Source organism: Variovorax beijingensis, from assembly GCF_007828835.1.
GTDB lineage: Bacteria > Pseudomonadota > Gammaproteobacteria > Burkholderiales > Burkholderiaceae_C > Variovorax > Variovorax beijingensis_A.
This window is the reverse complement of the sequence record NZ_VIVL01000001.1, coordinates 798,830-821,244: the sequence shown is the minus strand read 5'-3', so window position 1 is coordinate 821,244 and position 22,415 is coordinate 798,830. Positions and strand designations below refer to the sequence as shown.

The following is a 22,415-nucleotide window of genomic DNA, read 5'->3' as shown; positions in this document are numbered from 1 at the left end:
CCCTCCGCGAATGTCCCCCGGCCTTCGGCCTCCTCCTTGATTTCGCTGCGGGGAGCACCCGATGCTCTGTGCACCAGGGCACGCTCTGGGTGCACCGCTGATCAACCAGTGCTCTGATCCCGCTCCCGCCGATGGGGTGCCTTGCGCAGCGAAATAAAGGAGGAGCGCGAAGCGCGGGGGACATTCGCTTCGCCGCGTACCCCGTCGGCGGGAGCGCGCCCTGAACGGCGGCTCCCCGGACGAGGCGCTGAACCAGCCTAAGGGAAACCCCGTCCTGCCCCCCACCGGTGCCCTCGGGATACTCCGGGTCACACGCCGGAATCTCCGAAGCGGGTCCACTCCAAAGGCACAGCACCCCATGGCAGGCAAAAACTCGCTCCATCCGATCCCGCATCCCGCGAAGAAGCCGTTCGTCGGCAACCTGCTGTCGATCGGGTCCGACTCCCCCGTGCTCGACATGTGGAAGATCGCGCAGGACCTCGGCGGCATCTACTGGCTCGACATGCCGGGCATGCCGGTGATCGTGGTGTCATCGCCCGCGCTGGTCGACGAGCTCTGCGAAGAGGCGCGCTTCGACAAGAGCACGCGCGGCGCGCTGCGCCGGCTGCGCGCCGCATCGCACGGGCTCTTCACCTCCGATACGCACGAGGAAACCTGGTCGAAGCCGCACAACATCCTGCTGGCCAACTTCAGCCAGCGCGCCATGCAGGCCTACCACCCGATGATGCTGGACATCGCGGGCCAGCTGGTCACCAAGTGGGAGCGCCTGAACTTCGACGAGGAGGTGGACGTGGTGCGCGACATGACGGCGCTCACGCTCGACACCATCGGCCTGTGCGGCTTCGGCTACCGCTTCAATTCCTTCTACCGCGAGGGCTTCCATCCCTTCGTCGATGCGATGGTGCGCACGCTCGAAACGGTGCAGAACCGCCGCGGCCTGCCGCTGGAAGAGTTCATGCTGAAGAAGGAGCTCGCGCAGCAGCGCAAGGACATCCGCTTCATGCACAAGATGGTGGAAGACATCATCGAGGAGCGCCGCGCGAGCGGGGCCGACATCGCCACCAAGCCCGACCTGCTGAGTTACATGATCGCGGGCGTCGACAAGAAGAGCGGCGAGAAGCTCACCGACAAGATGATCCGCGACGAGTGCATCGAATTTCTCATCGCGGGGCACGAGACCACCAGCGGCCTGCTCTCGTTCGCGATCTACTTCCTGCTGAAGAACCCCGAGGCGCTGGCCAAGGCGCAGGCCGAGGTCGACAGCGTGTTCGGCGGCGACACCACGCAAAAGCCCACCTACGCCCAGGTCAACCGCCTGCAGTACGTGATGCAGGTGCTCAAGGAGTCGCTGCGCCTGTACCCGACCGCGCCCGCGATCTCGATGCGCGCCAAGGAAGACACCAAGATCGGCGGCCAGTACACGATCAAGAAGAACAACATGGTCATCATGCATGCGCTGGCGCTGCATCGCGACAAGGGCATCTGGGGCGAGGACGCCGACCAGTTCAACCCCGACCACTTCAGCCGCGAGGCCGAGCGCGAGCGGCCGGTGAATGCCTTCAAGCCCTTCGGCAACGGGCAGCGCGCCTGCATCGGCCGCCAGTTCGCATTGCAGGAAGCGGTGCTCACGCTGGGCATGATCCTGCAGCGCTTCAACCTGGTCGACCACACGGGCTACAAGCTCAGGATCAAGGAAGCGCTCACGATCAAGCCCGAGAACTTCAGGATCAAGGCGCTGCTGCGCGACCCGGCCTCACGGCCGCGCGGCAACGGGGAAGCATCGGCAGTAGCAGCCACGCCGGCCGCCTCGGCGAGACCCGCCGCGCGCAAGCCGCAGGCGGCGCGCCACGGCACCTCGCTGCTGGTGCTGCAGGGCTCCAACCTCGGCACGGCCGAAGACCTGGCGCGCCAGCTGGCCGAGGCCGGCGAGCTGCGCGGCTTCTCCACGCAGATGGCTTCGCTCGACGACTACGCCGAGCGGCTGCCCGCCAACGGCGCCGTCGCCATCGTCTGCGCCTCGTACAACGGCATGGCGCCCGACAACGCCGCCGAGTTCCACCGCTGGCTCGACAAGGCCGACGATTCGCTCAACGGCGTGCGCTTCAGCGTCTTCGGCTGCGGCAACACCGACTGGGCCGCCACCTACCAGGCGGTGCCGCGGCGCATCGACGAGCGGCTGGAGGCGCTCGGCGCCGCACGCGTGCATCCGCGCGGCGAAGGCGATGCGCGCGAGGACATGGACGGCGCCTTCCAGGACTGGAGCGATGCGCTCTGGCCCGAACTGGTGAAGGCCTTCGGCATCCAGTCCGGCGCCGACACGCCCGCCGAGGCCGAGCCGCTCTACACGCTCGAGGAACTGCCGCCGCCGCAGAAGAACGCGCTCGTCGATGCACTGGGCGCGGTGGCGCTGCGTGTGATCGAGAACCGCGAGCTGCAGAAGAACCTCGGCAGCGCCGGCGAAGCGGGCCGCTCCACCCGCCACGTCGAGCTGATGCTGCCCGAAGGCGTGGACTACCGCGCCGGCGACCACCTGAGCGTGGTGCCGCGCAACAGCCCGGCGCAGGTGGAACGCGCCATGGCGCACTTCGGCTTCGACCGCGCCGCGCACGTGCGGCTGCATGCCGAGCCGGGCCGCAAGACGGCCCTGCCGGTCGACCAGGTGATCGCGGTCGACCGCCTGCTCGGCGACTATGTCGAACTGCAGGACGTGGCCACGCGCAAGCAGATCGCCACGCTCGCGGCCTACACCGAGTGCCCGGTCACCCAACCGAAGCTCGCCGCGCTCTCGGGCAGCGACGAAGCCTCGCAGGCGGCCTACAAGGCCGAGGTGCTGCACAAGCGAAAGTCGCTGCTCGACCTGCTCGAGGCGCACCGCGCCTGCCAGCTGCCGTTCGCGGTGTTCCTCGAAATGCTGTCGCCGCTCTCGCCGCGCTACTACTCGATCTCGTCGTCGCCGGCGATGACGCCGGGGCGCTGCAGCGTCACCGTGGGCGTGGTGAGCGCGCCGGCGCTCTCGGGCAACGGCACCTTCGAGGGCGTGTGCTCCAACTACCTGGCGCGCGCCGAAGCGGGCGACACGGTGCACGGCGTGATCCGCGAGACCACGGCCGAGGGCTTCCGCCTGCCCGAGGATGCGCAGCGCCCGCTCGTCATGATCGGACCCGGCACCGGCCTTGCGCCGTTCCGCGGCTTCCTGCAGGAACGCGCGGCGCAGGCCGAGCGCGGCCAGGCGCTGGGCGATGCGATGCTGTTCTTCGGCTGTCGCCATCCCGAGCAGGATTTCATCTATGCCGAAGAGCTCGAGGCCTGGTCGCACCGCGGCCTGATGAAGCTGCACACGGCGTTCTCGCGCGCGGGCGAACGCAAGGTCTATGTGCAGGACCTGATCCGCGAGCAGGGCGCGGCCGTGTGGAAGCTGCTGGAAGCGGGCGGCGTGATCTACGTGTGCGGCGACGGTTCGCGCATGGAGCCCGACGTGCGGCGCACGCTGGCCGACCTGGCGCGCGAGCATGGCCATGACGGCGCGGCGTGGATGGACCGGATGATTGCCGACCAGCGCTACGTGCTCGATGTCTGGGCGGGGGCCTGACCCCGCCGGAACTCAGGCCTTGCGGCTCGGATCGGGATAGACCAGCGGCCCGAGCAGCCCGCGGTTGAACGGCTTCCACCCGCCCTGCGGCTGCGCAAGCCGGTCGGCCACCGCATAGAGCACCGCCGGATGCGCGCCCAGCCCCAGGTGGCTCGCGACCACCTCGATGTTTTCTGCCTGCGGACCCGGCTTCTCGAGGCTGCAGCGCCAGGCGACCACGCCATCGGTGCGGCTGAAGATCGAGGTCGTGGGCACCGGCGGCGTGGGCTGCACGAACTTCATGCGGCGCGGGTCGTGCGAGCTCTGGCCGCTCACGCCCTCGTACACGCGCCATGCGTTGGTGGCGCGCGGGCTGCCGGAGAACGGGCTGCCCAGGGTGATGACGTTGCGCACCAGTTCCGGCTGCGCCGACGCCAGCAGCCGCGCATAGACGCCGCCCAGGCTCCAGCCGATCAGGCTGACCTTCTGCCCGCTCTTTTCGGCGAGCGACTTCAGCAGCGCGAGCATGCCGTCCTCCACGCCTTCGCGCGGCCCGAAGTTGCGGCCCAGGCCCCAGCCGTGCGCGTCGTAGCCGCGGCTGCACAGGTAGCGGCGCAGCACCAGCGTCGAGCCGTCGCCCGCCACGAGGCCGGGCAGCACGAGCACCGGATGCCCGTCGCCGCGCGGCGTGAGCTGCAGCAGCGGCCACATCGCGATGCCGGCGCCCGTTTCCCAGAGTGCGCGCGCTTCGGCCAGCAGCAGCAGGCCCGACGGCGGCGCGATGGGGTCCCGGGTGGCGGTGGTCATGGAGGCGGCTTCCTTTCTGTTCTTTGTTCTACAGGACGAGCATGGCGAACCGAAGTTTCACCGCCCCGTCGGACAACAGCGATCTTTATCCGAGGTATTTGCCCCGCAGGTAATCGAGGTAAGCCCTCGATTCGCTCGAAACATACGGCGAAATCAAGGTCAGCGTGTAGAAGGCCGCCAAGCCCGGGTCGGCCTGCGCGAGCGCGTCGCGCCCCGGCACCAGGCGTTCGAACGAGAGCCAGCAGGTGGTGGTGAAGACCATCTGCAAGGCGAGGATGCGCGCCTGCTCGGCGCTGGTCTCTATGACGCCCGAGGCCACCAGCCCTTCGCAGAGCGCCTGGGCCGCGAGCAGGTTCTGCGCGGTGAGCGCCTGCGCGCGCTGGCCGAGCGCGGGGTATTCGCCGGCCAGAAAGGCCATGTCGCGATAGATGAAGCGGTACTGGTCGATGGCCTCGAAGCGAAGGTGCAGCGCGAGCCAGAGGTCGTCGATGGCGCTGATCGAACCCGCGGAGCCATCGAGCACTTCGAGCCGCTGCTCGAAGCGCCGGAACAGCCACTCGACGATCAGCTGCTTGGCCTTGAAGTGGTAGTGCAGGTTGCCCGGGCTGATGCCGAGCTCGGCCGCGATCTTGTGCGTGGACACGGCCGCCAGGCCTTGCGCATTGAACAGCGCGAGGCTGGCCTGCAGGATGCGGTCGCGCGTGGTGTTGGAACTGGCCACAACCGGCTGGTGCTGCTGCGTGCTTCGCTGGGCTGCTGGCGCTCAGCGCTTGCCGCTGCCGCGCGGGCCGGCGTTCTTGGGCTCGAGTTGCGCGAGGCGCTCGCGCAGCCGGATCACTTCTTCACGCAGTGCCTGCACCTCTTCTGCGCTGGGCATGCCCAGCCGCTGCAGGGCGGTGGCCACGCGCTGGTCGAACACGTCCTCGAACTTGCGCAGGCCGAAGCTGTCGAGGCTCGGAAAGCCGCGGGGAACCGCGGCCTTGGCACCCGCCGGATCGAACCTGGCCTGGCCGATGCCCAGCAGCCCTTCGATCACGTTGGCCTGGCGCTTGGCGACATCGTCGCGCACGTTGCCGAGCACCTTGAGGCCGGCGCGCAGCAGGCCTTCGGCGCCACCGGCCTGCTTGCCCGGCACTGCGTCCGGTGCGGCGGCCGCCGTTTTCTTCTTCGGTGCCGCGGCCTTCTTCCCGGCTGCGGGCACCTTCCTGGCAGGCTTCGCAGGCGCCGCCCTCTTCTTCCTGGAATCGTCCGTCGGATCGGGGCGGGTCGCCATGCGTTGTTACTCCAGGGTCAGGCCGCCTTGCGGGCGGCGGTGCGGCGAACCGGCTTCTTGGCGGCGGCGGCCTTGGCCTTCACGCTGCGCACGGGTCTGGCTTCTTCGGTGCCGCTCACGCGCACTTCGATCTGCTTGGCACCGGCAGCCACCTTGTCGGCGATCTGCACCGACACGTTGGCGATCGGCTGGTTCAGCGCATTCAGCGTCTTGACCACCGAGCTGACGACCGGCGATTCGACGCGCGCCACGCGGCCGGCCACGGTTTCGATGCCGCTCGCGGTGCCCGCCGCGACGCGGTCCATCACCGAGACGATGCGGCCGGTGTCGATGTCCAGGCGCCTGGCCAGGAAACCGTTGATCTTTTCCTGCGCGCCGATCAGGTTGGCCTTGACCTGTTCGCTCACCAGCGGAATCTGGCGGCTGCCCAGGAACTCGCTGTAGCGCGAAGCAGCGCCGCCGAGCAGGCGATGAACGCCGGCGCGGTAGGCACCCACCAGGGTCTTGCCGGCGTCGTTGTACTGGCCGATGACGTGGATGGCGGCGGAAGAGAAGGAAGCTTGCGTGGTCATGTGGATGTCCTGGAAGTTGATCGAATCACGGGATTCACGGGAATCGCGATGAAGTGATCTTCTTCCAGAGTGCCTAGTCCTGGAAAGCTAGAACGGTCGGAAAACTAGTCCAACTGCCCCAATTTTCCGGCCCTCGCGCCTGCCGATCATGCCGCAGCGGCCGCCCTGGCGCGCTTGGCGGGCGCCGCGGGCTTGCGCGGTGCCGCCTTGGGAGCGGCGGCCTTGGCCGGCGCTTTCCTGGCGGTGGTCTTGGCGGCCGGTGCCTTGGCGGCGGGGGCTTTTGCTGCCGGCGGCTTCTTCGCGGCGGCCTTTTTTGCAACCGGCCTGGGCGCCGCCTTCACGGCGGGGGCGGGCTCGGGAGCCGCCGCTGCCTTCGCGGGCGCCGCGCCCGTCGCCGGGCGCGTCTGCGTCAGGCCCAGCAGCAGCTGGTGCTCGGCCAGCATGTAGTCGCCGATCTCGGTGATGTCGGGCACGGCCCGGCGGCAGGCGATGAGGCCGTAGTCCATGCGCCCGTTGTAGCTCTGCACCGTGACGTTGAGGGCGGTGCCGTGGCTGGCGATCGACACCGGGTAGTAGCTGGTGACGAGCGCGCCCGCAAAGTACATCGGGAACGGCGCGCCCGCCACGTTCGAGATGGCCACGTTGGCGGCCGGCGGCAGCAGGTTCACCAGGCCCGAGCGGCCCACCATCGAGGCGATGCCCGACACCAGCCAGGGCGCGGCAAAGGTCGGGAAGTCGTCGAGGATCACCGCCTTGAAGCGGTTCATGGTCGACTTCGAGCTGTTCGACGATGCGTTGATGGCCTTCAGCCGCTGCACCGGGTCGGTGATGTCGGTGGCCAGGCTCACGAGGATCATGCTGGCCTGGTTGTTGGCGGTCTCGTCGCCGGCTTCGCGCAGGCTCACGGGCACGCCGGCCACCAGCGGCTTGGCCGGCAGCTCATTGTTGTCGGCCAGGTAGTGGCGCAGCGCGCCGGCCACCGTGGCCATCACCACGTCGTTGAGCGACACGCCGAAGTGCTTGGCGATGTGCTTGGTCTCGGCCAGCGAGATGGTGCGGCCCGCGAAGGTGCGCTGGTTGGTGATCGACACGTTCAGCGAGGTGCGCGGCGCAAACAGGTTGAACTTCTTCGGCGCGGTGGCGGCGTCCTTCTCGGCCGCCTTTTCGTCCGGCCTGGCCAGGCCGCCGAGCGCCCGCGCAATGGCCGGCGCCATCTTGAAGAGCTTCACGTACTGCTGCGCCGTGTTGCGCAGCGCCGCGGTCGCGAGCTCGGCCATGCCCAGCTGGTAGCCGCTGCTGCGCGGACGCGCGCGCGGCGGCTTGACCACGCGGCCGGTGGGCTCGAGGTCGAAGATGGCCTTGCCGAGCGCCACGCCGGCCTGGCCGTCGATGCCCGCGTGGTGCACCTTGGTGTAGAGCGCCACCTGGCCGCTCTTCAGGCCGTCGATGATGAAGAACTCCCACATCGGCCGGCTGCGGTCGAGCAAGGTGGAATGCAGGCGCGCCACGTACTGCTGCAGCTGCCGGTTGGTGCCGGGCCTGGGCAGCGTGATGTGGCGCACGTGGTAGTCGAGGTCGATGTCGTCGTCGGCCACCCACACCGGGTTGGTCATGTCGAAGGGCATCAGCGCGAGCTTGCGCGTGAACACGTCGGCCAGGTGGATGCGGCTGGCCATGAACTGCTTGGCGTCTTCGTAGAAGTCGCCCTTGTAGCCCTTGGGCAGGTCGAGCACGTTGAGCGAGCCGACGTGCATCGGCATCTCGGGGGTTTCCAGGTGCAGGAAGGTGGCATCAAGACCGCTCAGGTGCTTCATGTGTCGTGTCTCCTTGTGTTCGCCAGGCGCCGTCCGTCCGGCAGGATACCCGTGGGAGCCCCGCGCATCGAGGCCAAACAGCCGAACGCGGGTTTGTCACTAGGGCCGGTTGACGCTATGAATTCAATAGCTTTGGCCGACCCTGCCGGCAGGCATGCCTTTCTTCACGGCGGATTCGTACACTGCGCCCATGACATCCACCGCTTCCACGCAGACCGACGAGCACCAGTGGCTCGAAGACATCGACGGCGCCGAACAGCTCGCATGGGCCCGCCAACACAACGCGAAGACCGTGCAGCGCTACGCGCAATCGCCCGCCTTCGAGCGCATGGAGCAGGGCATCCTCGAAGTGCTCGACTCCGAGGCCCGCATTCCGATGGTGCGCAAGATCGGCCCGCTCTTCTACAACTTCTGGCGCGACAAGAAGAACCCCAAGGGCCTGTGGCGGCGCACCACGCTGGCCGAATACCGCAAGCCCCAGCCCGACTGGGAAACCGTGCTCGACCTCGACGCGCTGGCCGAGGCCGACAAGGAAAACTGGGTCTGGCACGGCGCCGACTGCCTGCAGCCCGGCTACAAGCGCTGCCTGGTCTCGCTCTCGCGCGGCGGCGCCGACGCGAACGTGGTGCGCGAGTTCGACCTCGAACTCAAGCAGTTCGTCGCCAGCGGCTTCACGCTGCCCGAGGCCAAGAGCAACGTGGCGTGGAAAGACATCGACCATCTCTACGTGGCCACCGATTTCGGCCCCGGCTCGATGACCAGTTCGAGCTACCCGCGCATCGTGAAGGAATGGAAGCGCGGCACGCCGCTGGAAAGCGCGGCGACGGTCTACGAGGGCGGCGCGGACGACATGACGGTCAGCGCCTGGCGCGACAACACGCCGGGCTTCGAACGCGACTTCGTCTCGCGCCAGATGGACTTCTACGACAGCGAGACCTGGCTGCGCACGAGCGACGGCCGGCTGGTGAAGATCGACGTGCCCGACGATGCCAGCACCGAGGTCACGCGCGAGTGGATGCTGGTCGAGCCGCGCAGCCCCTGGACCGTGGGCGGCGCCACCTACAGGCCGGGCTCGCTGCTGGCGGCGCGCTTCGACGACTACATGGCCGGCCAGCGCGAGATCACCGTGCTGTTCGAGCCCGACGACACCACCGCGCTCGACGACCATTCGTGGACCCGCCACCACCTGATCCTCAACGTGATGCACGACGTGGTGAACCGGCTCGAGGTGCTCACGCCGCAGGCCGGCTCGAAGGAATGGAAGCGCGAGAGCCTGGGCGGCGCGCCCGAGCTCTCGACCATCGCGGCCGGCGGTGTCGACGAAGACGAGAGCGACGACTACTTCCTGACCGTGAGCGGCTTCCTGCAGCCGACCACGCTCTACGTCGGCACCATCGGCCGCGGCGAGCCCGAAGCGCTGAAGGACAGCCCCGCCTTCTTCGACGCCTCGCGCTATCGCGTGAGCCAGCATTTCGCCACCTCGAAGGACGGCACGCGCGTGCCCTACTTCGAGATCGCGCCCAAGGACCTGCAGGCCGACGGCAGGAACCCCACGCTGCAGTACGCCTACGGCGGCTTCGAGATCTCGCTGCAGCCGAGCTACAGCGGCACCATCGGCCGCGCATGGCTCGAACGGGGCGGCGTCTACGTGGTCGCCAACATCCGCGGCGGCGGCGAGTACGGGCCGCGCTGGCACCAGGCCGCGCTGCAGCACGACCGCCTGCGCACCTGCGAGGACTTCGCCGCGGTGTCGGAGCACCTCATCGCGCGCAACATCACCTCGCCGCGGCACCTGGGGGCCATGGGCGGCAGCAACGGCGGGCTGCTGATGGGCAACATGCTCACGCTCTACCCCCGGCTCTATGGCGCCATCGTGAGCGAGGTGGCGCTGCTCGACATGAAGCGCTACACCCACCTGTCGGCCGGCGCCTCGTGGATCGCCGAATACGGCGACCCCGACCAGCCGGAAGAATGGGCCTGGATCCGGGCCTTCTCGCCCTACGAGAACGCGAAGCCCGGCCAGCCCTATCCGCCGGCGCTCTTCACCACGTCGACGCGCGACGACCGCGTGGGCCCGGTGCATGCGCGCAAGATGCATGCGAAGCTGGCCGCCATGGGCTGCGACAGCAGCTTCTACGAGAACATGGAAGGCGGCCACAGCGCAGCCACCGACAACAAGGAGGCGGCCTTCATGGACGCCCTGGGCTACGCCTACCTGTGGGAGCACATCGGACGGACATCGACATGAGCAACGACCATGGCACCACCCTCGAACTGATCGGCGCGCCCACCGACGTCGGCGCCAGCGTGCGCGGCGCCGGCATGGGCCCCGATGCGCTGCGCGTGGCCGGGCTGCCGGAGGCGCTCGCGCGGCAGGGCTTCGCCGTGATCGACCGCGGCAACCTCGCGGGCCCCGCCACCCCATGGACCGCGCCGGCCAACGGCCTGCGCCACCTCGACGAGGTGATTGCCTGGAACCGTTCCGTCTATGCCGCCGTCGACACCGCCCTGGGCACCGGCCACGTGCCGCTCATGATGGGCGGCGACCATTGCCTGGCGATCGGCTCGATCAGCGCCGTGGCCTGGCATGCGCGCAAGCGGGGCAAGAAACTGCGCGTGCTGTGGCTCGACGCGCACTCCGACGTCAACACCGAAAGCACCAGCCCGAGCGGCAACCTGCACGGCATGCCCGTGTCCTGCCTGCTGGGCCACGGGCCGGCGGCGCTCACCGGCTGGAGCGGCGAACGCGCGGCGCTGGAGCACGACGCCATCCGCTTCATCGGCATCCGCAGCGTCGACGAGGACGAGAAGGACGCCATCCGCACGCTTGGCCTGCACGTGTTCGACATGCGCCACATCGACGAGCACGGCATGCGCACCACCATGACCGAGGCGCTGCAGGACGTGGACGAGGACACCCACCTGCACGTGAGCTTCGACCTCGACTGCCTCGACCCCGGCATCGCGCCCGGCGTGGGCACCGGCGTGCGCGGCGGCCCGACCTACCGGGAGATGCAGCTGTGCATGGAAATGGTCGCCGACACACGCCGCCTCGGCTCGGTCGACGTGGTGGAGCTCAACCCCGCGCTCGACGTGCGCAACCAGACTGCCGAAGTGGCGGTGGAACTGATCGAGAGCCTGTTCGGAAAGTCGACGCTGGTGCGCTGAGCGGCTTCAGGCCGCGGCCGCCACGCAGCGCTGCATGCGCTGCAGGTCTTCGAGCAGCAGGCACGCCGGCGCCGCCAGCAGCAAGGCAGGCGAGGTGCCCGGCGCCTCATGCCGCCGTGCGACCTGCGCAAGCTTGGCAAGATCGGGCGTGCCCTGGCCTTCGAGCGCATCGGCCATGGCGGCGAGTGCGGCGGCCGCGGCCCGGGCGGTGTCCTGCCATGCGGGATCGCCGGACGGCGCGCGGCGCAGCATGCGTTCGAGCATGGCGGCATCCTGGAAGATCCGCGCCGCGAGCCGCGCCTTGCTGCGGCAGGACTGCGCCGCCGGCACGGCAGCACCGCGGCGCCACCAGCGGGCTTCCAGGTCGGCACTGCCCGCGAGCACCGCCAGCCGCGCGAGCGCCGCGCGCGCCGCAGCGTTGGCGCGCTCGCTCTCGGACTCGGCAGGCAGCCCGGCAGCGCCGCCGCTGTCCAGCGCGGCCAGGCGCCTGGCCATGCCGCGCAGCAATGCGGCACAACCCGCATCGAAGCGCGGACCCGCGCGGTATTCCGACGCAATGACGGAAACCGCGAGCGCCACGCCCACGCCGACGCCGATCTGCACCATGCGCAGCAGCGCCACCTGGAGCGGCGAGTGGCCGGGAATGGCGCTGGCCGAGAGGATGATCAGCGCGGCCACGGGCGCACTGCGCAAGCCCGGCAATGCGGCGCCGGCAAAAGCCAGCAGCGTGACGGTGGCCAGCGTGGTCGCGAGCACCGGCGCGCCCAGGTGCTGCAGGTAGACCCCCGCGAGTCCGCAGAGCGCGCCAGCGGCCGTGCCGCGCACGCGCTCCCATCCGGCATCGAGCGTGGCGCCGGCGCTCGGCCGCATGACGATCAGCACGCTCATCACGGCCCAGAAGCTTTCGGGCAGCCGCATCGCCACGGCCACCCCCCAGGCCAGCGCCACCGCGGCCGCGAGCTGCGCGCCCGCGCGCCAGCGGCCCTCGCGCCAGAAGCCGCCGATGCGCTGCAGGGCCGGCGCCATCGGCATCATCGCGGCCGTGCCTCGCCCGGCGAAGGCTCGCCGATGGCGCGGGCCAAGGCGGCCTCGCGCGAGGCACACTGCGCCGCGTCGGGGGAATCGATTTTGGAAGCCATGCCAGATCATAAGACACGTCTTACGATTTGGCGATCCGCCAGCACGGCGGCTCAACCCGGGTTCGGCACTGGCTTCACGGGAAAGGTGAGGGCTGGCGCCGGTGGCGCAGAGGGTCGTGGCATTTCAGGCGCCACGCTCGGCACATCGGGCTCTTCGCCGCCCTGGCCTTCGAGGAAGCGGTCGAGCAGCGCGAAGAAGCGGTCGTAGAACAGCTCGTCGGTGAGCGTTTCGCTGGCCACCTTGATCATCGCGTCGTCGCTGCCGGCAAAGGGCAGCGAGAGCGAACCGAAGGCGCCCACGCCCACGCTGGCCGAGCTGTTGACCTTCTTGATGCCGTAGCGGTCCTGCAGCGCGGTCGCGAAGGCCACGGTGCTGCGCTTGCCGGCCTTGCCGCCCTCGCGCGCGCACACCACGCGGAACTCGACCTCCACATGCACCTCGGACGCCGGCTGGAAGCTCTTGCGCCCCGTCACCAGGTCGGCGTTGGCCGCGCTGATCATGTAGCCCTGGCTCAGCAGCGCGCGGCGCGCGGCCTCGCAGGTCTGGGCTTCGGTGGCGGCGTAGGTGCGCGTATGGGTGGTGGTGGAGTCGAACTCCTCGGTCTCGTACGACACACGGCGCGTGCCATTGCTGCCGCAGCCGGCAAGCACCAGCAGGGACGCGAGGCCGAGGACCAGGAGAGGCGTACGGAGGACGGAAAAGGCGGGAGAAAAGGCGAAGGAGGAAGGACGGGGCATGGTCATGGAGCGGCGAATCCTAACCGGCGTGTGCGCCGGCGAAGCTTCGAGCATGCCCGGGCGCGGGTGTTCCCCGCCGCCGCGAATTTTCAGGACCAGCGCAGCAGGTGGTGCGCGCGCCCGCGGGTGGCGGCAATCAGGCGTGCGTTGGGCGCATCGGTGGCGTCCACCCAGTCGCGCGCGGCCTCGGCGCTGCGGCCGAATTGCTGGTGGCGCTTCAGCAGGCGCTCTTCGCGCACGGCGTCGTCGATGTCGACGTACCAGGCCTCGTCGAGAATGGCCGCCGCGCCGGCCCACGGGCCGGCGTCGTGCAGCAGGTAGTTGCCTTCGGTGATGACCAATTGGGTCTGCGGCAGCACCGCGATCGCGCCGGCGATGGGCTCCTCGATCTCGCGGCGGAATTCGGGCGCATAGACGATCGGGTCGTCCGGCCCCTGCGTGCGCAGCCGCCGCAGCAGCGCCACATAGCCGGCGCTGTCGAAGGTGTCCGGGGCGCCCTTGCGGCCCGCGCGTCCGAGCCGTTGCAGCTCGACGTTGGCCAGGTGGAAGCCGTCCATCGGCACGACCTGCGCGCGCCCGGCACCCACGGCCCGCAGCAGCGCCAGCGCGAGCGTGGACTTGCCCGCGCCGGGCGCACCGACCAGCCCCAGCAGCTTGCGCCGCCCGTCGGCCATCAGCGCCTGCAGGCGGGCAAGGGCGTCGGCGGGAAGAGCAGGAAGGTCACTTGGCGAAAGAGCAGCTGTCATGCCGCCAAGGGTATCAAAGGCCCGTTCCAGGAACACCGCGGAACCGGCTTTGCCGGACCGCAGGTGTTGCCCCCTTGAGGGGAAGGCGGCTACACGAAGTGAGCCGCTTCGGGGGAGGGTCAGGGATACAAACCGCGTTCCTGGCGGGCCATCAGGATGCGCTCGCAGGCCACCGCATACGTCGCGGTGCGCAGCGTGATCTTGTGCCTGTCGGCCGTGTCCCAGATCTGGTTGAGCGCCTTCATCATGATGCGGTCGAGGCGCACGTTGATTTCGTCCTCGTCCCAGAAGAAGGACGAGAAGTCCTGCACCCATTCGAAGTACGAGACCGTCACGCCGCCGGCGTTGCAGATCACGTCGGGCACCACCAGCACGCCGCGCTCGGCCAGGATGTCGTCGGCCGTGGGCACCGTGGGGCCGTTGGCGCCTTCGAGCACCAGCTTGGCACTGGTCTTCTGCGCGCGCTCGGCGGTGATCTGGCCTTCGAGCGCGGCGGGAATCAGGATGTCGCAGGCCACCTCCCAGAAGGCTTCGTTGGGCACCACCTCGCCGCCCTTGAAGGCGACGACGCCTTCCTTGTTGGCCACCGGAATCAGCGTCGCGAGGTCGAGGCCGTTGGTGTTGACGATGGTGCCGGTGTGGTCCTGCACCGCGACGATCCTGGCGCCCGCTTCGGCAAAGAGCTCGGCCGCGACCGAGCCCACGTTGCCGAAGCCCTGCACCGCGATGCGCGCGCCGCGCAGGTCCATGCCGAGGCGGCGCGCCGCTTCGCGGCCGGTGACGAACACGCCGCGGCCGGTGGCCTTGACGCGGCCCAGCGAGCCGCCCAGGTGCAGCGGCTTGCCCGTGACCACGCCGGTGGCGGTGCCGCCGACGTTCATCGAGTAGGTGTCCATCATCCACGCCATGATCTGCGCGTTGGTGTTGACGTCGGGCGCGGGAATGTCGGTGTGCGGGCCGATGATGATGCCGATCTCGCTGGTGTAGCGGCGCGTGACCTTCTCGAGCTCCTGCAGCGAGAGCTTCTTCGGATCGACGCGGATGCCGCCCTTGGCGCCGCCGTACGGCAGGTTGACGGCGGCCGTCTTGATGGTCATCCAGGCCGACAGCGCCATCACTTCTTCGAGCGTGACGTCGGGGTGGAAGCGCACGCCGCCCTTGCCCGGGCCGCGGCTCATGTTGTGCTGCACGCGGTAGCCCTCGAAGTGGGCGATGGTGCCGTCGTCCATTTCGATCGGCACGTCCACGATCAGCGCGCGCTTGGGGCGCTTGAGCGTCTCGACCCAGCGGGCCAGCGGGCCGAGGTACGGCACCACGCGGTCGACCTGCGAGAGGTAGGTGCCCCAGGGGCTGTTGGCGGTCGGATTGACGAAGGAGAGCTTTTCACTCATGGGAGATCCCTTGGTTGGAATGGATGGCCGCAACGATAGACCTCTCGCGCCCGCCGCGCCATGTCTTATGCGCGCCGCGATGACGGTTATGCAAGAGAGGTTTGGCCGAACATGACAAAACGGTCATCGCCGGGTCATCGGCACTCGAACTGCGGTTTCTAGAGTGGGGGGCCACCAACCACCGATCGAAAGGACCCATTCCATGACCCGCTCCTGCACCCGCCTCCTGGCCGCCGCCGCCGTCTCGTCGCTGCTGGGCCTGGCCTCCGCGCCGAGCCTGGCCGGCAACTATGCGGAGGGCGATCCGCGGCCCGTGCCGTTCAGCTCGTCCACCACGCGCGCCGCCGTCTCGGCCGACGCCCGGCAGTGGCTCGCGGGCGCGCCCGCGCAAGGCTATGCCGAAGGCTCGCCGCAGCCCGAGCCGCGCGTGTCGGCAAACAGCCGCGCGGCCGTGGCCGCGGACACGCAGCTCTGGATCCGCTCCGGCCTGGCCGCGCGGCAGTACGGCGAAGCGGGCGCCGATCCGTCGAGCCCCGCCTACCGGCAGGCCGCCGCCGAATATGCGCGGCTGCGCACCAGCCCGGCCTACGGCGCGCTGATCGACCAGTTCAACAGCCGGTCATCGTCCGCACGCGCCGAAGAAGACGGCAATCCCCTGCGCTGAGGACGAACGGCGGCCTCAGGCCACCGCGCTCAGCAGCGCCGCGTTGCCGCCGGCCGCCGTGGTATTGACCGTGACCGTCTGCTCGGCACAGAAGCGGTACAGGTAGTGCGGCCCGCCGGCCTTGGGCCCGGTGCCGCTCAGACCCTCGCCGCCGAAGGGCTGCACGCCGACCACCGCGCCGATGATGTTGCGGTTCACGTAGATGTTGCCCACGTGCGCACGCGCCGCGAGCGCCTGCGCGCGAGAGTCGATGCGCGTCTGGATGCCGAGCGTGAGGCCGTAGCCGAGCGCGTTGATGCGATCGATCACCTCGGCGGGATCGCTCAGCTCGCCCGTGCCCCAGCGCGCGATCTGCAGCACCGGCCCGAAGATCTCGCTGGTCACGCTGTCGATGGAGGGCACCTCGTAGGCCTGCGGCGCGATCATGTTGCCTTCGGCTGAAGAAGAAGAAGAAGAAGCCGGCGCGAGCAGGCGCTTCGCTTCCGAATCCAGGCGCTTCAGATGGCGCCGGATGTTGTCGGCCGCCTCGCCGTCGATCACCGGCCCCACGTCGGTCGAAAGCAGCGCCGGGTCGCCGGCGGCCAGCTCCGCGGCCGCGCCGCGGATCATCTCGATCACCGCGTCGGCGATGCCCTCGTGCAGCACCAGGAGGCGCAGCGCCGAGCAGCGCTGGCCGGCCGAACGGAACGCGCTCTGCACCACGGCGTCGACCACCTGCTCGGGCAGCGCGCTCGAATCGACCAGCATCGCGTTGATGCCGCCGGTCTCTGCGATCAGCGGCACGATCGGGCCCTCCTTGGCCGCGAGCGCGCGGTGGATGATGCGCGCCACCTGGGTCGAGCCAGTGAACACCACGCCCGCCACGCCCGGCGCCGCCACCAGCGCGGCGCCCACCGTTTCGCCGGGGCCGTGCAGCAGCTGCAGCGCATCGGCCGGCACGCCGGCTGCGTGCAGCAGCTTCACGGCTTCGAGCGCGACGGCCGGCGTCTGCTCGGCCGGCTTGGCCAGCACCGTGTTGCCGGTGGCAAGCGCGGCCGCCACCTGCCCCGCGAAGATCGCGAGCGGAAAATTCCACGGGCTGATGCACACCCAGGGGCCGCGCGCCGTGAGCCGCAGTTCGTTGCTCTCGCCCGTGGGGCCGGGCAGCGCCACCGGCTGCATGATGCGTTCGGCCTCGTCGGCGTAGTAGCGCAGGAAGTCGACGGCTTCGCGCACTTCGGCCACCGCGTCGCCCCAGGTCTTGAAGGCTTCCTTGACCAGCAGCGCGCAGAAGCGCGGCAGCTCGCGCTGCAGCGCGTCGGCGGCCTGGCGCAGCATGGCGGCGCGCGTCTCGACCGGCGTCTTGCGCCAGCTGCGGAAAGCGGCGGCGCTGGCGGCAACGGCCTTGGGCGCGCTCGCAACATCGAACAGTTCGACAGCAGGCACCGCGGTGGTCTCCAGCGCCGCCAGCAGCGGCGCGCGCATCGGCTCGACGGCAAGGTCCACGCCTTCGCTGTTGCGCCGTGCCGGCGCCGGACCGTAGAGCGCCGGCGGCAGCGGCAAGGCGGGGTTCGATGGCTCCAGCCAGAGCGGCGACATCAGCAGTTCGCCGATGTTCACCTGCTCGTCGCCAAGCTGGTTCACGAAGGACGAATTGGCGCCGTTTTCCAGCAGGCGCCGCACGAGGTAGGCGAGCAGGTCCTTGTGCTGGCCCACCGGCGCATATACGCGTACCGGCGCTGTGGTGCTCTTCATCACCTCGCGGTAGACGCCCTCGCCCATGCCATGCAGGCGCTGCAGCTCGAAAGGCGCCTGGGCGGCCTCGGCCATCTGCAGGATGGCCGCGATGGTGCCCGCGTTGTGGGTGGCGAACTGCGGATAGACCGCATCGGGTGCCGACAGCAGCGCACGCGCGCAGGCCAGGTAGCTGACGTCGCTGTGGTGCTTGTGCGTGAAGACCGGGTAGTGCGGCAGGCCGAGCTCCTGGGCGCGCTTGATCTCGGCGTCCCAGTAGGCGCCCTTCACGAGCCGGCACATCAGCCGCAGCTTGTGCCGGCGCGCCACCGCCGTAACGTGCGCGATGAGTTCCAGCGCGCGCGTCTGGTAGGCCTGCAGCGCCAGGCCGAAGCCGCGCCATTGCGGCCGCTCGGCGGCCACGCGCGCGGCCAGCGCCTCGAACACATCGAGCGAAAGCTCGAGCCGGTCGACCTCTTCCGCATCGATGGTGAGGTTGAGATTGGCATCGGCTGCGAGCTCGCACAGCCGCCACACGCGCGGCACCAGTTCGCGCAGCACGCGCTCGCGCTGTGCGTCTTCATAGCGCGGATGCAGCGCGCTGAGCTTGATGGAGATGCCGTCGTTGTGCTCGGGCCCGCGCGCCGCATCGGCACCGGCCGCAATGGCGCCGATGGCCTGCGTGTAGCTGTCGAGGTAGCGCAGCGCATCGGCGTCGGTGCGCGCGCCCTCGCCGAGCATGTCGTAGCTGAAGCGTAGCGCGCCCTGCCGGCGGTGCGCCGAGCGGGCCTCGTCCATGGCTTCGGCGATGGTCTGGCCCAGCACGAACTGGCGCCCCAGCAATTGCACCGCGCGCAGCGTGGCGGCCACCACCGTGCGCGCGCCGAGCTTGGCCATGAGGCCGGGCGGGTGGTCGCCTTCGGGCAGGAATTTCTTCGACATCGCGATCGCGGCGGACGACAGCCGCGACAGCGTGGAATCGGCCGTGCCCTCGAAATCGGCCCGGCCCAGCTGGTCGGCCGTGAGCGCGATGGCCGTGGCGGCGTCGGGCACGCGCAGCAGCGCCTCGGCCAGGCGCATCAGCGCAAGGCCCTCGGCGCTGGAGATCGGGTACTCGCGCAGCAGGCTTTCCATGGCCCAGAACGGCGGCGGATGGCGGCGCACCGCCTCCACCCAGGGCGTGGCGGCGGCGGCTGCGGCGCTCCAGTCGAGCGCGCCTTCGAGCGAGGCGAGCCGGTGCGAGACGACATCGGCTTCAGGGCGGTAAGGGATGGGCAGGTGCATGGCAGTTCCTTGGTTCTATCCCCTATGGTCTTTGGATATAGACCGAATCTTTTGCCAAAAAATATGGACTCGACCGGATAATTCACCAATGCTCGACCTGGACCTGGATCGCATCGATCTCCGGCTGCTGAAGATTCTTCAGGAAGACGGCCGCATCACCAACCTCAAGCTGGCCGAGATGGTGGCGCTATCACCCACTGCCGTGCTGGCGCGGGTGCAGCGGCTCACGCGCGACGGTTTCATCCAGGGCTACGAGGCGCGGCTCGATCCGCACAAGCTCGGGCGCGGCCTCACGGTGTTCGTCGAGATCCTGCTCGACCGCACCACGCCCAACGTGTTCGAACAGTTCAAGGCGGCCGTGCAGGTGCGCGACGAGATCATGGAATGCCACATGGTCGCGGGCGGCTTCGACTACCTGCTCAAGACCCGCATGGCCGACATGGCGGCCTACCGCGAGTTCGCCGGCACGGTGCTGTGGCAACTGCCGGGCGTGCGGGAGACGCGGACCTACGCGGTGATGGAAGAAATCAAGAGCAGCGCGCGGCTGCCGCTGGGCATCTAGCGGCGGCCGAAGATCGCGGTGCCGATGCGCACCATCGTGCTGCCGGCGCTGACGGCCGCCTCGAGGTCCGCGCTCATGCCCAGCGAGAGCGTATCGAGTTCGATGCCGGCGGCGCGGATCGCGTCGTACACGGCGCGGGCGCGCAGGCACAGTTCGCGCTGCGCCGCGAAATCCGGCACCGGTTCGGGAATGGCCATGAGCCCGCGCAGCCGCAGATGTGGCAACGCCGCCACAGCGCGCGCGAGCGGCAGCGCCTCTTCCGGAGGCACGCCGGACTTGTTGGCGCCGCCGTCCACGTTGACCTGCAGGCACACCTGGAGCGGCGGCAGATGCGCCGGCCGCTGCGCCGAAAGACGCTCGGCGATCTTGAGCCGGTCGATGCCGTGCACCCAGTCGAAATGCTCGGCCACGGGCCGCGTCTTGTTGCTCTGCAGAGGGCCGATGCAGTGCCATTCGAGTTCCGCGCGCAGCTCCGACAGCGCGGCGATCTTGTCCAGCCCCTCCTGCACATAGTTCTCGCCGAAGGCCCGCTGACCCGCCGCATACGCCTCGCGCACGGCCTCCGGACCGAAGGTCTTGGACACCGCCAGCAGCCGGACTTCGGCCGGGTTGCGCCCATGCTCGGCGCAGGCCTTTGCGATCCGGTCCTTTACTTGCTGGAGGTCGTCGCCAATCATCGTCATAATCTTCCAAAATCGTATCAAAACGTCACCGAACTCGAGCCGAGGAGCCCCGTGGACATTACCCAACTGCTGGCATTCAGCGTCAAGAACAAAGCCTCCGACCTGCATCTGTCGGCCGGCCTGCCGCCGATGATCCGCGTCCACGGCGACGTGCGGCGCATCAATGTCGATGCGCTCGACCACAAGTCGGTGCACGCCATGGTGTACGACATCATGAGCGACACGCACCGCAAGCACTACGAAGAGTTCCTGGAGGTCGATTTCTCGTTCGAGATCGACGGCCTCGCGCGCTTCCGCGTGAATGCGTTCAACCAGGCGCGCGGCGCGGCGGCGGTGTTCCGGACCATTCCTTCGAAGATCCTCACGCTGGAGCAGCTCAACGCGCCCAAGATTTTCGCGGAACTGGCGCTCAAGCCGCGCGGGCTGGTGCTGGTGACCGGGCCCACCGGTTCGGGCAAGTCGACCACGCTGGCCGCGATGGTCAACTTCCTCAACGAAAACGAGTACGGCCACATCCTCACAGTGGAAGACCCGATCGAATTCGTGCACGAATCCAAGAAGTGCCTGATCAACCAGCGCGAGGTCGGGCCAATGACGCTCAGCTTCTCCAACGCGCTGCGCTCGGCGCTGCGCGAAGACCCGGACGCCATCCTGGTGGGCGAGCTGCGCGACCTGGAAACCATCCGCCTGGCCATGACCGCGGCCGAGACGGGCCACCTGGTGTTCGGCACGCTGCACACCTCGTCGGCCGCCAAGACCATCGACCGGATCATCGACGTGTTCCCGGGCGAGGAAAAGGAAATGATCCGCGCCATGCTGTCGGAGTCGCTGCAGGCCGTGATCTCGCAGACGCTGTGCAAGACCAAGGACGGCCAGGGCCGCGTGGCGGCGCACGAGATCATGCTGGGCACGCCGGCCATCCGCAACCTGATCCGCGAGGCCAAGGTGGCGCAGATGTATTCGGCCATCCAGACCGGCCAGGGCTCGGGCATGCAGACGCTGGACCAGAACCTGACCGACCTCGTTCGCCGCAATGCCATTTCGGCCGCCGAGGCGCGCGGCAAGGCCAAGATCCCCGAGAATTTCCCAGGCTGATCCCAGCCCTTCGGAGTACCGACACATGGAACGCGATCAAGCCAGCCAGTTCATCAACGACCTGCTCAAGCTCATGGTGAGCCGCAACGGCAGCGACTTGTTCATCACCGCCGACTTTCCGCCCGCGATCAAGGTCGACGGCAAGGTCACCAAGGTGTCGCAGCAGGCGCTGGGCGCGCAGCACACGCTGGCGCTCACGCGCTCGGTCATGAACGACCGCCAGACGGCCGAGTTCGAGCGCACCAAGGAATGCAACTTCGCGATCTCGCCCACCGGCATCGGCCGCTTCCGCGTGAACGCCTTCGTGCAGCAGGGCAAGGTCGGCATGGTGCTGCGGACCATCCCGGCCAAGCTGCCGACCATCGACGGCCTGGGCATGCCGCAGGTGCTGAAGGACGTGTCGATGACCAAGCGCGGCCTCACCATCCTGGTGGGCGCCACGGGCTCGGGCAAGTCGACCACGCTGGCGGCCATGATCGACTGGCGCAACGAAAACTCCTACGGCCACATCGTGACGGTGGAAGACCCGGTCGAGTTCGTGCACCCGCACAAGAACTGCGTGGTCACGCAGCGCGAAGTGGGCATCGACACCGACAGCTGGGAAGCCGCGCTCAAGAACACGCTGCGCCAGGCGCCCGACGTGATCCTGATGGGCGAAATCCGCGACCGCGAGACCATGGAGCACGCCGTGGCCTTTGCCGAGACCGGCCACCTGTGCATGGCCACGCTGCACGCCAACAGCGCCAACCAGGCGCTGGACCGGATCATCAACTTCTTCCCCGAGGAACGCCGCGCCCAGCTCCTGATGGACCTGTCGCTGAACCTGCGCTCGTTGATCTCGCAGCGCCTGGTGCCCACCGAGGACGGCCAGGGCCGCGTGGCGGCGGTGGAAGTGCTGCTGAACACGCCGCTCATCTCCGACCTGATCTTCAAGGGCGAGGTGGGCGAGATCAAGGAGATCATGAAGAAGAGCCGCAACCTCGGCATGCAGACCTTCGACCAGGCGCTGTTCGACCTGTTCGAGAGCCACTCGATCACCTTCGAGGACGCCATCCGCAACGCCGACTCGGCCAACGACCTGCGGCTGCAGATCAAGCTCAACAGCCAGCGCGCGCGCAGCACGGATCTCTCCGCCGGCACCGAGCATTTCGCGATTGTTTAGACGCAGGTGACGCGGGCGCCGCGTTGGCTTTAAGCT

At 69.0% G+C, this 22,415-nt stretch carries 18 protein-coding genes; 7 read left to right on the top strand and 11 right to left on the bottom strand.

Annotation, left to right across the window (positions count from 1 at the left end):
* Positions 1-358 precede the first annotated feature (358 nt).
* Positions 359-3,589, top strand: a complete 3,231-nt coding sequence (locus FB547_RS03990) for a bifunctional cytochrome P450/NADPH--P450 reductase (RefSeq protein WP_145739823.1) — start codon at positions 359-361, stop codon at positions 3,587-3,589.
* Between the two features lie 12 nt (positions 3,590-3,601).
* Here FB547_RS03990 and FB547_RS03985 read toward each other — a convergent pair whose 3' ends face one another.
* From FB547_RS03985 to FB547_RS03965, 5 genes are all read right to left on the bottom strand, one after another.
* The gene (locus FB547_RS03985) at positions 3,602-4,375 is read right to left on the bottom strand and encodes an esterase/lipase family protein (protein ID WP_145739822.1); all 774 of its coding nucleotides are present in this window, start codon (positions 4,373-4,375) and stop codon (positions 3,602-3,604) included.
* Between the two features lie 85 nt (positions 4,376-4,460).
* The gene (locus FB547_RS03980; protein ID WP_145739820.1) at positions 4,461-5,096 is read right to left on the bottom strand and encodes a TetR/AcrR family transcriptional regulator; all 636 of its coding nucleotides are present in this window, start codon (positions 5,094-5,096) and stop codon (positions 4,461-4,463) included.
* 42 nt (positions 5,097-5,138) lie between these two features.
* A complete protein-coding gene (locus FB547_RS03975; RefSeq protein WP_145739818.1) occupies positions 5,139-5,648 on the bottom strand; it encodes a phasin family protein in 510 nt (169 codons plus the stop codon).
* A 17-nt stretch (positions 5,649-5,665) separates the two neighbouring features.
* Positions 5,666-6,220 carry a hypothetical protein gene (locus tag FB547_RS03970; protein ID WP_145739816.1) on the bottom strand — a complete coding sequence of 185 codons (555 nt, stop codon included), beginning with the start codon at positions 6,218-6,220 and terminating at the stop codon, positions 5,666-5,668.
* A 146-nt stretch (positions 6,221-6,366) separates the two neighbouring features.
* Positions 6,367-8,034, bottom strand: a complete 1,668-nt coding sequence (locus tag FB547_RS03965) for a WS/DGAT/MGAT family O-acyltransferase (RefSeq protein WP_145739814.1) — start codon at positions 8,032-8,034, stop codon at positions 6,367-6,369.
* A 154-nt stretch (positions 8,035-8,188) separates the two neighbouring features.
* On the opposite strand from FB547_RS03965, the gene FB547_RS03960 reads away from it, so the two are divergent.
* Complete coding sequence (locus FB547_RS03960) at positions 8,189-10,282, top strand: prolyl oligopeptidase family serine peptidase (protein WP_145739812.1); 2,094 nt, start codon at positions 8,189-8,191, stop codon at positions 10,280-10,282.
* The gene (gene rocF, locus FB547_RS03955) at positions 10,279-11,202 is read left to right on the top strand and encodes an arginase (RefSeq protein WP_145739810.1); all 924 of its coding nucleotides are present in this window, start codon (positions 10,279-10,281) and stop codon (positions 11,200-11,202) included. The genes FB547_RS03960 and rocF overlap by 4 nt, the downstream gene beginning before the upstream one ends.
* A gap of 6 nt (positions 11,203-11,208) precedes the next feature.
* Here the strand turns inward: rocF and FB547_RS03950 are convergent, their stop codons facing one another.
* From FB547_RS03950 to FB547_RS03935, 4 genes are all read right to left on the bottom strand, one after another.
* A complete protein-coding gene (locus FB547_RS03950) occupies positions 11,209-12,237 on the bottom strand; it encodes an FUSC family protein (protein WP_145739808.1) in 1,029 nt (342 codons plus the stop codon).
* Positions 12,238-12,392: 155 nt separating this feature from the next.
* The gene (locus FB547_RS03945; RefSeq protein ID WP_145739806.1) at positions 12,393-13,085 is read right to left on the bottom strand and encodes a DUF2242 domain-containing protein; all 693 of its coding nucleotides are present in this window, start codon (positions 13,083-13,085) and stop codon (positions 12,393-12,395) included.
* An 83-nt stretch (positions 13,086-13,168) separates the two neighbouring features.
* Positions 13,169-13,825, bottom strand: a complete 657-nt coding sequence (locus tag FB547_RS03940; RefSeq protein ID WP_145739804.1) for a nucleoside/nucleotide kinase family protein — start codon at positions 13,823-13,825, stop codon at positions 13,169-13,171.
* Positions 13,826-13,944: 119 nt separating this feature from the next.
* Positions 13,945-15,216: a Glu/Leu/Phe/Val family dehydrogenase gene (locus tag FB547_RS03935; protein ID WP_145739802.1), complete on the bottom strand. Its 1,272-nt coding sequence runs from the start codon at positions 15,214-15,216 to the stop codon at positions 13,945-13,947.
* A 202-nt stretch (positions 15,217-15,418) separates the two neighbouring features.
* Between FB547_RS03935 and FB547_RS03930 the strand changes: the two genes are divergently transcribed.
* Positions 15,419-15,880 (top strand): hypothetical protein, encoded by a 462-nt coding sequence (locus FB547_RS03930; RefSeq protein WP_145739800.1) that lies wholly within the window; start codon positions 15,419-15,421, stop codon positions 15,878-15,880.
* Between the two features lie 15 nt (positions 15,881-15,895).
* On the opposite strand, the gene FB547_RS03925 is transcribed toward FB547_RS03930, so the two are convergent.
* A complete protein-coding gene (locus FB547_RS03925) occupies positions 15,896-18,877 on the bottom strand; it encodes an L-glutamate gamma-semialdehyde dehydrogenase (protein ID WP_145739798.1) in 2,982 nt (993 codons plus the stop codon).
* Positions 18,878-18,965: 88 nt separating this feature from the next.
* On the opposite strand from FB547_RS03925, the gene FB547_RS03920 reads away from it, so the two are divergent.
* Positions 18,966-19,439 (top strand): Lrp/AsnC ligand binding domain-containing protein, encoded by a 474-nt coding sequence (locus FB547_RS03920; protein ID WP_145739796.1) that lies wholly within the window; start codon positions 18,966-18,968, stop codon positions 19,437-19,439.
* Here FB547_RS03920 and FB547_RS03915 read toward each other — a convergent pair.
* Positions 19,436-20,122 carry a YggS family pyridoxal phosphate-dependent enzyme gene (locus tag FB547_RS03915; protein WP_145739794.1) on the bottom strand — a complete coding sequence of 229 codons (687 nt, stop codon included), beginning with the start codon at positions 20,120-20,122 and terminating at the stop codon, positions 19,436-19,438. The genes FB547_RS03920 and FB547_RS03915 overlap by 4 nt on opposite strands.
* Positions 20,123-20,173: 51 nt before the next feature.
* On the opposite strand from FB547_RS03915, the gene FB547_RS03910 reads away from it, so the two are divergent.
* Together FB547_RS03910 and FB547_RS03905 are read left to right on the top strand one after the other, a co-directional pair.
* Positions 20,174-21,217, top strand: coding sequence for a type IV pilus twitching motility protein PilT (locus FB547_RS03910; RefSeq protein ID WP_145739792.1), 1,044 nt, complete (start codon positions 20,174-20,176; stop codon positions 21,215-21,217).
* A 25-nt stretch (positions 21,218-21,242) separates the two neighbouring features.
* A complete protein-coding gene (locus FB547_RS03905) occupies positions 21,243-22,379 on the top strand; it encodes a PilT/PilU family type 4a pilus ATPase (RefSeq protein ID WP_124958857.1) in 1,137 nt (378 codons plus the stop codon).
* Positions 22,380-22,415 lie beyond the last annotated feature (36 nt).